10 protein-coding genes are annotated in these 13,408 nt (G+C 36.9%); 8 read left to right on the top strand and 2 right to left on the bottom strand.

The features are described 5' to 3' along the window. The first annotated feature begins 4 nt into the window (after positions 1-4). The 6 genes from QFZ73_RS16880 to QFZ73_RS16905 all read left to right on the top strand — a co-directional run bounded on the left by QFZ73_RS16880 (position 5) and on the right by QFZ73_RS16905 (position 6,655). A complete protein-coding gene (locus QFZ73_RS16880; RefSeq protein WP_307268447.1) occupies positions 5-442 on the top strand; it encodes an SMI1/KNR4 family protein in 438 nt (145 codons plus the stop codon). A 367-nt stretch (positions 443-809) separates the two neighbouring features. Beyond that, on the top strand, positions 810-1,373 hold the full coding sequence (locus QFZ73_RS16885) for an ankyrin repeat domain-containing protein (protein ID WP_307268450.1): 564 nt from the start codon (positions 810-812) through the stop codon (positions 1,371-1,373). 60 nt (positions 1,374-1,433) lie between these two features. Beyond that, positions 1,434-2,048, top strand: coding sequence for an SMI1/KNR4 family protein (locus tag QFZ73_RS16890; protein ID WP_307268453.1), 615 nt, complete (start codon positions 1,434-1,436; stop codon positions 2,046-2,048). Positions 2,049-2,171: 123 nt separating this feature from the next. After that, positions 2,172-2,627 carry an SMI1/KNR4 family protein gene (locus QFZ73_RS16895; RefSeq protein ID WP_307268456.1) on the top strand — a complete coding sequence of 152 codons (456 nt, stop codon included), beginning with the start codon at positions 2,172-2,174 and terminating at the stop codon, positions 2,625-2,627. 372 nt (positions 2,628-2,999) lie between these two features. Beyond that, positions 3,000-3,554 (top strand): hypothetical protein, encoded by a 555-nt coding sequence (locus QFZ73_RS16900; RefSeq protein WP_307268460.1) that lies wholly within the window; start codon positions 3,000-3,002, stop codon positions 3,552-3,554. Positions 3,555-3,844: 290 nt separating this feature from the next. Next, on the top strand, positions 3,845-6,655 hold the full coding sequence (locus QFZ73_RS16905) for a DEAD/DEAH box helicase (protein ID WP_307268464.1): 2,811 nt from the start codon (positions 3,845-3,847) through the stop codon (positions 6,653-6,655). Positions 6,656-6,660: 5 nt separating this feature from the next. On the opposite strand, the gene QFZ73_RS16910 is transcribed toward QFZ73_RS16905, so the two are convergent. Further along, on the bottom strand, positions 6,661-7,074 hold the full coding sequence (locus QFZ73_RS16910; protein ID WP_307268467.1) for a (deoxy)nucleoside triphosphate pyrophosphohydrolase: 414 nt from the start codon (positions 7,072-7,074) through the stop codon (positions 6,661-6,663). A 577-nt stretch (positions 7,075-7,651) separates the two neighbouring features. Here QFZ73_RS16910 and QFZ73_RS16915 point away from each other — a divergent pair. Next, positions 7,652-9,070 (top strand): MDR family MFS transporter, encoded by a 1,419-nt coding sequence (locus QFZ73_RS16915; RefSeq protein WP_373459013.1) that lies wholly within the window; start codon positions 7,652-7,654, stop codon positions 9,068-9,070. 213 nt (positions 9,071-9,283) lie between these two features. Here the strand turns inward: QFZ73_RS16915 and QFZ73_RS16920 are convergent, their stop codons facing one another. Beyond that, complete coding sequence (locus QFZ73_RS16920) at positions 9,284-11,242, bottom strand: oxidoreductase (protein WP_307268474.1); 1,959 nt, start codon at positions 11,240-11,242, stop codon at positions 9,284-9,286. A gap of 336 nt (positions 11,243-11,578) precedes the next feature. Between QFZ73_RS16920 and QFZ73_RS16925 the strand changes: the two genes are divergently transcribed. Further along, on the top strand, positions 11,579-13,357 hold the full coding sequence (locus QFZ73_RS16925) for a sigma-54 interaction domain-containing protein (protein ID WP_307268475.1): 1,779 nt from the start codon (positions 11,579-11,581) through the stop codon (positions 13,355-13,357). The last annotated feature ends 51 nt before the right edge of the window (positions 13,358-13,408 follow it).

Raw genomic sequence — 13,408 nt, forward strand, 5'->3', positions numbered from 1 at the left:
GAATATGACAAAAATGATTAGCAAACATCCAAAGATTTCTTTACAAGATATAAAAAAATTTGAACAAGAGTACGATGTTACGCTACCTAAACAATATGTTGATTTTCTACTAGAATACAATGGAGGATATCCTCAAGAATCTAACTTCAGAATATCTGATGATGAAGGAGAAAGTTTAATTAATAAGTTTTATGGAATTGGGGATATGAAGAGTAATTTAGCTAAAGTTTTTGAGATTTTAGAAGGAGAAATACCAAATAATTTTGTTTCAATTGCTAATGACCCAGGTGGAAATGAGATTTTATTAGGGGTTAGTGGAGAGTATCAGGGAAAGGTATATTTTTGGATTCATGATATAGAACCAGAGGACGATATGGGGAATATGTTTATCCTCGCAGATATTTTTGTTGAGTTCTTAAATAACTTATATGAATCTGAATAATGATACTTATAGGAAGCTACATTTATCCGTTTTAAGCAATCCTAGATTTTTTGTATAAGTTACAAGCTAGGTGAAATGACATTTTAAGCTTACGAAGTATCGTTACAAGGAACAAGCTATAAACTTACGAAATTAAACAATCTCGTTGGATTAAAGATAAGCTTTTGTAATGACTTTAACGATAAAGCATTTGATTGTCTTTTAGGCAACAAATGCTTTTTTTTTTTAAAAATTTAATTATAGGAAAACATAATATTAAATCTTTAGAAAGTGTTAAAAATCAATTAAAAGCAGCATATACGGCGGGTTCAGACTTAGATGATATTATTGATATACTAGAAGACCTTGGAAATAAAGGAGAAACTAAATGGATAAAATTCAAATTGCGAAAGACATTAGAGGTGCCATAAAAAGTGGCCAATTGGATATGGTAAAAGATTTACTTGAGAGAGAACCAGAAATGTTAACATGGATGATACCCTTTGGTACATGGTTACATATAGCAGCAGCTTATGGGCATTTAAAAATAATAGAATATCTTATTAATGCCGGGATAGATACTAATGCACAGGGTGGAACTTTTTCTACAAATGCCCTTGAAAGAGCTGCTACAAAAGGGCATTTAGATATTCCCGAATATCTCATTAACCAGAATGTTGAGATGGATACTAGTGAACCAGATAGAAATCCACTTTTTGCTGCAATATATGGTGGTTATTTTGAGATTGTTAAATTATTAGTTGAGAAAAATATAGATATATCTATAAAATACTCTGGTGACAACATGAAAGATATAGATGCTCATGCATTTGCCATTGAAAGAGGACAAACAGAAATTGCTGAATATTTAAAGGAAAAATGGACTGAAGGGGACTCCAAGTTAGTTTATGAAAAATTAATGAAAGCCAAAGGGTGTAATAGTCAAAATTAGGCGAAAAACGGGCTACCACACATTGGTGCTGCATCAGGTTTAAGAAGAGGGTTTTGATTTTTGGGTAACAATTATATAGATCAAATAGAAAATAAATTAAACACCTTAAATATTAAGAAACAAGAAGTCTTTTCTTTAAGTTCAAGAGAAAATCAGATTAAGAAAATAGAGACGATGTATGATATTAATATTCCAAAAGATTATAGGGAGTTTCTTCTTAACTATGATGAAACTTTTTTTGAAAATAAGGTAACGTATATACCGATTGAGACTTCACCTTGGACATCTAAGGAGGGTACTCAAGTATTTGAAGGTTTTTATGGATTATCTAGTGAAAATAATTTATTCTACCAAATCGAAGGTTATTTAATTCGGATGCCAGATTGTATGATTCCAATTGGGGAAAGCCCGGGAGGAAATTTAACTTGCATAGGAGTAAAGGAAAGCTTTATGGGTAAAGTTTACTTCTGGGACCATGAAAATGAACGTGAAGCTAAAATAATGGCAGGAATAGAAGTTGCTTCAGATGACATTAACTCATATTGGGAAAATATACATCTTGTATCGGAAACATTCTTAGGTTTTTTAAGTGGATTAGAATTAATTAATGAAACTGATAATATAGATGTTGATGATGTAGAGCTGTGGCTAGATGATGACTTATTAGATGATTAAATTGTTTTAAGCAATTGCGGTTAGCCTTAATTGGTTAACCGTATTATTATTACCTTTTAAATGGATACACCAACCAATATATTTGAAAGGACTTTTGAAATACAATATTAGAGGGTGATTTTGGTGAAATATTCAGGTCTACAGGAATTCATTAAGAAATATGGAAAAGATGATGATTTTACTGGAGGGGTAAGTGAAGACAAAGTTAAAGAAACAGAAAATAAATTACAAGTCCCACTTCCGGAGAGCTACAAATGGTTTTTAAAAAACTATGGCTCAGGGGGAAGTTTTGGTATTGATATAATTGGTTATGACTTTGTAGGTCCATCAGTAGTAACTGCTACCAAAGATCATCAAAAGTATTATGGTTTAATCGATGGACTTGTGGTTATAGAAGATATTGATGAATTTGCCTATTGCCTCGATACTAATAAAATGAAAAATGGAGAATGCCCAGTTATTACGTGGGATAATCAGGAGGGGTATGGTGTTAAACTAGCCGATAATTTTTTAGACTATTTTATCGAACGCCTTGAGGAGGCTAAAGATAATTGGGATGAAGATGAAGAAGATTGGTAAAAGCTGAGGGTAATAGTTATATTGATTTGTTATAAAGTAAGAAGTATTTATTTTTATATAAAGAAGAAGTGGATAGAGCCTTTCGAAAATCAAAAGGACTATCCATTTTTTTTTTGTTCATTCAGGATTGATTTATGTACTATCATATCCTCTAAAGGCAGAAAGCACGGAGTTTTTATCACAAAGGTTATTGAATGCAAAAGAAGCATGGGAAGAAGATCTTTAAATAGATAACTAGAAGCAATTTATAAATGATCTTGTTATCCAATGGGATATGTTTTTTAGGTTTATGTGAAACTTAATTGGGAAGATAAAATATATTAGGAAACGTTGGTAGTCGTCTGAAATGTGCATAAAAGGATGTGGTTATAAATGAATAATGATATACCGCTTAAATCAGAAACCCCAATATTAGGAACAGACCATACTATTTTAGATTTCTGGCAATGGGGGTTTTCAAAAATATTAACAAACAACCTAAGGGGAATTTTTGCTGAGTTTTTAATTGGAACTGCTCTTGGCTGTTTAAATCAATTACGAGTTGAATGGGACGCATTTGATTTAGTTTATAAAGACATGAAAATTGAGGTGAAATCTTCTGCGTATATCCAAGCATGGCATAAAGAAAAATATTCAAACATCAGTTTTAGTATTGGGGCAAAAAAAGAATATGATTATACAACAAATAAATATAGCCCTACCGTAAAACGGAATGCAGATATATATGTATTTTGTTTACTAAAAGAAAAAAATCATGAAATAATTGAACCATTAAATATGACACAATGGGAATTTTACGTTGTATTAACTAAAGACTTAGATATATATTTTCCCCATCAAAAAACAATATCTTTAAATTCACTCAAAAAAATAGCTCCACCAAGTACATATGAAGAATTAAAACAGACAATAGATGGTCTATTGTAGGAGTTTTTAACGTCTCTTGGTGTAATGGAATAGTAACAATTAAGGATAATTACGATAAAAATAAATATTTAATAATATAACAGAAAAAATGGTCTTTTCAGAAATATGTAATATAGAAAAAGTTAAAGACTTACCAGAACTACTTGATGAAGTAAGAATAGAATAAGTTTTCCTATCTGATAAAATAGTTGAAGAGAAACCATCGCTTTTAGTAACAAGCCAGAGTAATGTATTATTATTCTACGAGTTATTGAAAATTACATCTAAAAATTCACAGTCAGGAGCCAGCCATGAACATCGAGAAAAAACTAATAGTCAATTCAGACAAGGGTAATTTATTAAATGAATTAATCTCTTCTATAAAAGAGTGTGAAAAGTTTTATTTTAGTGTCGCTTTTATTAATTATAGTGGTCTTCAGCTGTTGTTGGATACTTTCAAGAACGCGGAGAAAAGGGGAGTAAAGGGGAAGATTATTACTTCTACTTATCTGAATTTTACTGAAGCGAAGGCTTTAAAGAAAATAAATGAGTTTAGTAATATCCATTTGAAGATTTTTGAAACAGATAAGGCGATTGGTTTTCATACGAAAGCGTATATTTTCGAATTTAAGGATAGTTATAAGGTGATTATTGGTTCTTCTAATATTACTCAAAGTGCACTTAAGAGTAACATTGAGTGGAATGTTGAGATTATTGCTAAAGAGGATGCTCAATTTCTTAAAGATGTATTAAAGGAATATGATGGATTATGGAATAGTAGCGTCGTAGCGGATGACGATTTTATTAGTAAGTATGAAGAGTTTTTGAGTAAATTAAAGAGCTATACGAAAACTCACCAATTTATTTATGAAGGCTCTGAATATATCATTCCCAATAACATGCAAAAACGTGCGGTTGAAAACCTTGAGAGAATTAGATCGTTTGGGGAAAAGAAGGCCTTAGTTATAGCAGCAACAGGGACGGGTAAAACATATATGTCTGCTTTTGACGTAAAGGGATTCAAGCCTAAAAGATTACTGTTCATTGTACATAGAGAAGAAATATTAAAAAAAGCAAAAGAGACCTTTGAAAAGCTCCTTCCTAATGAAAAACTAACATTTGGATTACTGACTGGGAATCAAAAGCAAAAAGATGCCGATTATATTTTTTCTACCATACAAACTTTGTCTAAATGCTATGAGGAATTTAAACGAGACGAATTTGATTATATTATTTTTGACGAGGCCCACCATGCGACTAGCCCTAGTTATCAAGCAGTGCTAGAATATTTCCACCCACAATTCAAATTAGGTATGACAGCTACTCCAGAGAGAAGCGATCAACAAAATGTCTTTGACCTATTTGATAATAATGTTGCTTTGGAAGTTCGTTTACATGAGGCTTTAGAGGATGGACTGGTGATTCCCTTTCATTATTTTGGTATTACTGACATTGAGGGAATTGATTTAAGTGATGTAGATATTGACGATGTAGCGGAGATAACGAAGAGATTAAAGGTTAACGAGAGAGTCGACTTTATTATTAAGAATATGAATTTTTATGGTCATGACGGTGAAAAAAGAAAAGGTCTTGGGTTTTGCGTAACCGTTGAACATGCACAATATATGGCACAAGAATTTAATAGTAGGGGTATTCAAAGTATCTGTTTATCTGGAAATGACTCAGTCGAGCAGAGATCGTATTATATAAATAAGTTAGAAGATGACCATGATGATTTGGAATTTATTTTCACGGTTGATATTTTTAATGAGGGTGTTGATATACCTTCTGTAAATAGCGTATTAATGTTAAGACCTACTAATTCTCCGATTGTTTTTATTCAACAGCTAGGAAGAGGACTTCGTAAACATAAAGACAAGACTTTCCTAACGGTACTTGATTTCATCGGGAATCATAGTAAAACGTTCTTAATTGCCATCGCATTAAATGGAAGCCGTTATTATGATAAAGAAAGCTTGAAGGTTGCTATTGCGACTGGTTTTGCAAATATTCCAGGTTGTACGCATATTCAAATGGATAAAATTTCTGAAGAACGGATATTAGCGCAGATTGATAAGGAAAACTTTAATTCTTTGAAGTATTTGAAGGAAGAGTACTTTGAATTTAAGAAAATGAATCAAGGTAAAATTCCTTTATTATTAATGGATTATATGAAATTTGATGGAGCCCCAGATCCGATTAAGTTTATTAATCGCGAAAAAACATATTTGCAATTTGTAGCAAAGGTAGAAAAAGAAGATTCCCTGAAAAGGCTATTACTTGACGAAGCTTTTGAAGGAGTATTAAGGGAGCTATCGAGTAAGTTACCTTTAAAGCGAGTGTATGAATTTGCTATTGCTAAATATCTATTGGACCATGATGATATTTCTTTAGAAACCGCAAAACAAGAGATATTAAAGTTGGTTAAAGAGGTAGATGAAGATAGCATATTGCATGCCCTTCAGTGTCTAAATCAGGATTTCTATGATCCTGGTCAGAAAAAGAGGAACTTAAAGTTATTTATTCTTGAAGATGGTCATTTAACGAAGACAGCTTCTTATCAAAAGGTTCTACAGAATGAAGAATATAGAACATATATAGAAGATCTTATTATTTATGGGATCTTTAGATATGAAAAGGAATTTAAAGAAGATTACTATGGTGTGCCACATTTGAAGCTGTATGAGCAATATCAAATGGGTGATGCTGCATTACTATCAAATTATCGCAAAAGCCACAGTGCATTTAGGGGTTCTGGTCTACTTTCGAATGGAAATGACTATTTCTTATTTATTGATTTACATAAAGAAGAAGATATTAAAGAGAGCATTAATTACCACGACGAATTTATAAACGAGCGTATTTTTCAATGGCAGACTCCAAATAGTACAGCCCCAAGTTCTGAGAGAGGAAAGAATATTGTATTCAACCAGGATAGAGGGATACATTTACATTTATTTATTAGAAAGTATAAAGAAATAGATGGAAAGACAGAACCTTATATTTATATCGGGAAGGGTAACACGGTGGAATATGAAGGGGAAAAGCCAATTACGGTTACAATGGAATTAGAGAATGAGGTACCAGCTAGTTTATATACGGAGTTCACTAAAAGAATATAGTCTTCTCATTTGAGAAGACTATTTTTTTCACTTATTAATTGTTCAACAGCTGGAATGTCAGCAGGAGCCCATTTTAAAGAGCTTAAATTCTCTCGCTTTAGCCATATCAGTTTAGAATGTTCATTGGCAGTTGGAGTACCTTCAATGATTCTACATTTTATAGACAATAAATTAATGATAAAGGTTTCATATTCATGCGTATTATCATTAAATGTTGAAGTTTCCGTTTCAACTTTACATTGCAATTCTTCATTAATTTCTCTTTTTAAAGCAGTAAAAATATCTTCGTCTTTTTCTACTTTTCCACCCGGAAATTCCCACATGTTCGGGATGCTCATATCTGGAGAGCGTAACGCACATAGTATTTCATCTTTTTCATTTTCAATGATGGCTGCAACTACTTTAACCTGCTTTTTCATGTTATCCTCCTATAGGTTTTACTATGATTAAATAATATCATTATTAAGGGGTGTAATAAATTATAGAGTTGGTTACTTACTCTAATTGGATACCCCCACTAACTGTAATTAAGAATTTACAGTATAATTATCTTCTTACAAATTTAGCCATGTAGGTTTTCGGGCCCATAAAGTACTCCGCGTAATATATTGAATTGGGTAGAATAGTTGAAATAGGTCATTTTATACAAATGAAATATGTGGTAGCATTAAAGCGAATATTTGTTCTGTATAGTTGGCAAAAATAAAGGAACATGGATGGAAAGAAGGTGTAGGAATGTTGACTGTGCATAATTAAAATAGATGAGGCAATCGCGATAAACATAACATCATTACCAAGGGTTTGCACGAGAAAGAAATGCACAACAACACCAAATGATCTGAACTGGAGATTGAATCGATGATACCTTCCTAACCATTGATACAACAACACAGTTGGTAGGCATTTGGCAATGAAAGGGGAAAGAATTTGAAAAATCACAACGAATCAAATCAAAGCGGAGGGACATTTGGGAACAAAGGCAATTTTTTATTAGTCATGATAATGATTCTAGGTGTGTTTGTAGCCATTTTGAATGAAACGCTGCTTAACGTAGCCTTGTCTAAAATTATGGATGACATCGGAATGGCGCCAAGTACCGCGCAATGGTTGACAACTGGATATCTGCTGGTTATAGGTGTACTTATACCTGTCACCGCTTATTTAATTCAGCGGTTCACAACAAGAAGATTGTTCCTTGCGGCTATGGGCTTGTTTACGGTGGGGACATTTGTATCTGCTATCGCACCAGGGTTCGGGATGCTTTTATTCGGAAGGGTGCTTCAAGCGGCGGGAACGGGGCTGCTCTTTCCTTTACTAACCAATGTGGTATTCGCCATTGTTTCTATTGAAAAAAGGGGTTCGGCAATGGGGACGATTGGAATTGTAATTACATTTGCTCCCGCGATTGGACCGACTCTTTCAGGAATCATTGTTGAGCATTTCAGTTGGCGGGTTCTCTTTTTCGGTGTTCTGCCAATTGCGCTGTTTGTTATTATCTTTGCATATTTGAAGCTTAAAAATGTGACGGAGACAACTAATCCGAAGATTGATTCGATGTCGATTCTTCTTTCAACCTTTGGTTTCGGGGGGATTGTGTACGGATTCAGCAGTTCCGGTGAAGGCAATGGGGGGTGGTCGAGCAATGAAGTCCTTATTCCAATTGCAATCGGCGTAGTTTCTTTAGTACTGTTTACCTGGAGGCAATTGACGATGTCACAACCGTTACTAGATCTAAGAACATTTAAATACAACATTTTTAGGGTATCGACGCTGATTATGATGATCGTCATGATGGCGATGTTCTCTGCGATGATGTTGTTGCCGATTTTTCTCCAGAATGCGTTAGGTTACAGTCCATTGGAGGCAGGTTTGGTTATGTTGCCAGGCGGTGCCGTCATGGGGATCATGTCGCCGATTACAGGCCGATTATTTGATAAATTCGGCCCCAAGTGGCTTGCGCTAATCGGATTAGGATTGATGGCAAATACGCTGTGGCAATTTGCCTTTATCACATTGTCAACCTCTTACAGTACGATTATGATTTTCAATACGCTATTGATGTTGGGTATTTCGATGGTCATGATGCCCGTCATGACCAACGCTTTGAACGAACTGCCACCTCCGTTATATCCGCACGGTACGGCCATTATCAGCACACTTCAGCAGGTGGCGGGTGCTGTCGGGACAGCACTGCTTGTATCAATTATGACAAGTAGCTCTAAGCGTTTTATGGAAAATACGTTGATTACGAAAGATGAGTCTACATTACAAATTCTAGCGATGATTGCTGGAATGAAAAGTGCGTTCTTGCTTGCATTCGGGCTAGTAGCCATCGCATGGATAGCTTCATTATTTATAAAGCGGTCCGTTCCTCAAGAAAAGGAAATGGAGATCAAGCAAGGTTCAGCGAACTGAGTAAGAGTTAACTCATTAAACTTAAAATGCCCTAATATACAAGGCTCTGAATGAGTAATACTTGTATATCAGGGCTTGCTTTTTATGCAAAAAATAACTGCCATTTCATACATAAATTACTTGTCAAATACATTCTTCAGTAGGATTTTTCTTTTAGGAAAAGACTCAACCTCAAAAAAAAGACATTCTACATGACAGAATGTCTCCAACTCCTCATAAACTTATCGCACTCATCATCCCTTCATGCGTCGCTTCCTCTATAGTACGTGGGCCAAGGCAATCTCCTATCTGTTTCACGATGGGAGCATGGCCTTTCATTTCTTCGAATAGTTCTGTGTTGGGAATGCGGCCAAGGGAGAGGATGATGGAGTCCCAATTGGTTCGTTCTTCTTTTTGTTGGGTGAATAGATTCCGGATGATGACGTGATCTTCTTTGATTGCCCCGATATCGTAATGGGGAAGGAGTGTGACGTTTAGGTTGTATAGTTTTTTTAGGTATTCATTCCTGAGATATTGGTGGACGGTTTCACCGATGTGCAGTCTGGATGATATGAGTGTGACGTGGTGGCCTTTTTCTGCTAGGTAAATGGCTGCTTCCATGCCGGGCCAGTCGCCGCCAAAGTCGAATACCAAGACGTTGTCTCCAACTTTTTTAGTTGAGCTGAAGAGGTCATCACTCATGATGATTCGTGGGTCATCGATTCCTTCGATGGCTGGTGTATAGGGCCGTGAGCCGGTTGCACAGATAATGGCGTCCGGTTTCGATTCGGATATTTCTTGGGCGGTTGCTTTTTTTCCTAATTGGACATTTATATTGCTTCTCATTAGTTTCCGGGAATAGTTATCGAGCATCGATTCTGCCAGTTCATGCCTCATTGGAGCTTTGCGCATGGTCCGAAGCAGGCCGCCGATGGATTTGCTTTGATCGATCAGTGTAACGGAATGACCGAGTGAGTCAGCTGTTATGGCTGCCTGTAATCCGCCAGGTCCGGCGCCGATGACCAGGACATTCTGTTTGGTTCTCTTTTTCTTTAATTCTGGTAAAATCCATGCTTCTTTACCTGTTGTTGGGTTTTGGACACAGCCAATCGGCAGTCCTTTATGATAGTGACCGATACAGGCTTGTAAACAGCCGATGCATGCATCGATTGCTTGCAGGTCGCCGTTTTTTGCTTTGTTGGGCATGTCTGGGTCGACGATTAAGGCCCTGGTCATTCCGACGACATCGGCTTTTCCGGTTGATACGATCTGTTCCGCTTCAACGGGGTCGACGATTCTATTGGCGACAAAGACCGGTACAGCTCCTGCCATCCTGATTTTGAATCCATGTGGAGATAGGTAAGCGTGTCTCATTGGTGATGGAGGGACGATATGTGTTGATCCCTCGAAGGTGCTTGAATCTCCGGCTGTGACATTGATGAAATCCAATCGGATTTTTTCCGCGAGATATTCGACGATTTGCACGGAATCCTTCATCGTTGTCCCGTCCATCGTCAGTTCGTCTGAACTCATGCGAATGCCGACGGTAAAGTCTTCTCCGACTCTTTCCCATACTTTCTCCAAAATTTCCACGATGAATCGCATCCGATTTTCGAATGATCCTCCATAGAGATCGGTGCGCTTATTTGTATTTAGTGACCAAAATTGCGCAGGAAGATATCCGTGTGAACAGCATATTTCCACTCCATCTAGTCCGCCATCCTTTGCCAGCTGTGCTGAATGGGCGAACCCTTCAATCACTCCTTCAATATTCTCTAAGCTCATTGGTTTTGGCATGACACCGAAGCGCAGGCTGGGAACGGCGGATGGCGCCCATGCTGCATTTCGGTAGTCGCTCGAAACGACTTCCCTTCCGCCATGAAATAGCTGCGAGAAAACCTTTGTTCCATACTTATGGAGCGTGTCGGAAATCTCTTTGTAGGCATCGACAATCCTTTGGTCATATCCTGCGATCGTTTTGGACGTAAGCATGCCGGATGGATGAACGGATGCCGCTTCAAGGATGATCAATCCGACGCCCCCTTTAGCACGGGCTTCATGATAGGCGACCATATCCGAAGTGGGGATTCCGTCCGTGACATGATTTGTTTGATGTGCTGTACTTAAGATCCGGTTTTTTAATTCAGTAGAACCGATCGTTAAATGGGTAAACAGATTCTTGAATTGAGCCATGATCATGACCACTCCCTAATTTTAGATAGAATGAGAGTATAGAGGGCATTGACCGCCCTCTACCTATCCCTATATAGGTTCAATATGCAATAACCATGCCGTTCCGGGAATCTGGATGGAAATAGTTTTTTTACTTTCATAAAGAGGGTATGGCTCATGAATCGAGTATTTTATATATAATAACTGAACCTTTTTTGGAAAGTGGTGATTCATTATAGGTTCAGGTTCGAATCGGTTGATATATGGACATTCGTATCTTTTGAAAGGGTCACTTATTTCTTTGCGTAGCAAAAAGTGTAACAAAATCGGTTCGAAATTAAAATATGGGGTGATTATGTGGATACGGAATTAAAAAAGGAATCACTGATTGTATTTTCCGATATTTCTATTTTGGATGTGAAAGCATTACTGAAAATACATTCCTCGCCTTTTATTGTCATGAAAAATCACTTGGGAATCCTGGGCATATTAGATGAAGGTTTCTTTTTGAAGCAAATGGATTTTGATGGTCATAATCAGGAAATCATGGCTTATCTTAATACATCGTTTGTCGTCGTGGAGAATCTAGATAAGCTAAGTGAAGAGGATATGAGCATCTATGATTTTGTGATTCAACATAGTGATAACCAATATAGATGCTACCCGATCCATGAAGTCAGGGAAATGCTGCTTAAAAAGAAGATGAAGAGTTTACTAAGTCTAAATGAATCACTGAATGAAGAGCTGGAGGTGACAAGAAAGAAGGTAAAAGAACTCACGCAAATCCTGCATTCCAGCTATGATGAAATTTTCGTGACCGACGCCAACGGGGACACGTTATTCGTGAGTGAAGCGTGCAAGAAGCTTACGGGGCTGCCGCCGGAGGCCTTTATTAATAAGAACATAAAAGAGTTAGTTGAAAAGGGACTGATCGTCAATTCGGTTACATTAAAAACCATAAAAACGAAAGCGATCCATTCAGCGGAGCAAACCTATCCGCATGGATTGACTGTATTCAGCACAGCGAAGCCGATTTTTGATGAGGAGGGGAACTTATACAGAATCGTTTCGAATTCGAGGGATATTACGGAATTGGTTGAGATGAAGAGTAAATTGAACAGAGTGAATCTTAGGAACCAGCGGGCACAGCATGAAAATTCCCATGCCAAGAGAACCGTTTCGTTCAATAACTTCATTACAAATTCCGATAAGATGATAAAAGTTTTGGAATTGGCTGAAAAAGTCGCCCCGATGGATTCATCGATCTTCATTCATGGAGAAACAGGAGTCGGAAAAGGGGTTTTAGCAAGGGTCATTCATGATCTCAGCAGCAGAAAGGATAAGAAATTCATTCAAGTGAATTGCGGCGCGATTCCATCGGCATTAATTGAGTCCGAGCTGTTTGGCTACGAAAGCGGTGCCTTCACGGGAGCCAATAAGCACGGGAAGCCAGGGCTTGTTGAGAGTGCTGATGGCGGCACGTTGTTTCTTGATGAAATCGGGGAAATGCCGCTCGACATTCAAGTGAAAATCCTGCATCTGGTCCAGGATCGAACATTCATGAAGGTGGGTGGAACGAAGGAGAAAAAGGTGAATATCCGCATTATCTCCGCTACGAATAAAGACTTGAAGCAAATGATCAAAAATAATCAGTTTCGCGAAGATCTATATTATCGGCTGCATGTCGTTCCAATGGAAATACCGCAGCTGCGTGAGCGGAAGGAAGATATCTTATTATTAACCGATTATTTTCTGAAGAAATTCAATGAAAAATACGGTCAATCCATCACGATAGATGATCACTCCAAGTTAATTTTGCAGCTGCAGGATTACCCGGGCAATGTTCGGGAATTGGAAAATGTAATGGAGCAAATCGTTGTGACGGCCAGGAAACCTATCGTAACGATAGAGGATTTGCCTTCCGATTTAACCTACAAAGATACGGCGCTCGTGAATTTAACAGGAATCATTCCCTTGAAAAAAGCGTTAGAGGAAACGGAAAAGCAATTATTGTCACAGGCCCTTTCCACATATAAATCAACCCGGAAAATAGCCAAAGCCCTGGAGGTCAGCCAAACGACGATCATGCGCAAACTTGGCAAATACCAATTTATTTATGATGAAGATAAAATATAAATAAACCTCATTTAAAATCTGAATATTCAAAAACTTGGTATGGATATTGCA

The sequence above is a fragment of the Peribacillus sp. V2I11 genome, from assembly GCF_030817135.1.
Taxonomy (GTDB): Bacteria; Bacillota; Bacilli; order Bacillales; family DSM-1321; genus Peribacillus; species Peribacillus simplex.

Coding starts and splice junctions, on each gene's coding strand:
- QFZ73_RS16880 (WP_307268447.1), top strand. CDS start 5: ATGACAAAAATGATTAGCAAACATCCAAAGATTTCTTTACAAGATATA.
- QFZ73_RS16885 (WP_307268450.1), top strand. CDS start 810: ATGGATAAAATTCAAATTGCGAAAGACATTAGAGGTGCCATAAAAAGT.
- QFZ73_RS16900 (WP_307268460.1), top strand. CDS start 3,000: ATGAATAATGATATACCGCTTAAATCAGAAACCCCAATATTAGGAACA.
- QFZ73_RS16905 (WP_307268464.1), top strand. CDS start 3,845: ATGAACATCGAGAAAAAACTAATAGTCAATTCAGACAAGGGTAATTTA.
- QFZ73_RS16910 (WP_307268467.1), bottom strand. CDS start 7,074: ATGAAAAAGCAGGTTAAAGTAGTTGCAGCCATCATTGAAAATGAAAAA.
- QFZ73_RS16915 (WP_373459013.1), top strand. CDS start 7,652: ATGATAATGATTCTAGGTGTGTTTGTAGCCATTTTGAATGAAACGCTG.
- QFZ73_RS16920 (WP_307268474.1), bottom strand. CDS start 11,242: ATGGCTCAATTCAAGAATCTGTTTACCCATTTAACGATCGGTTCTACT.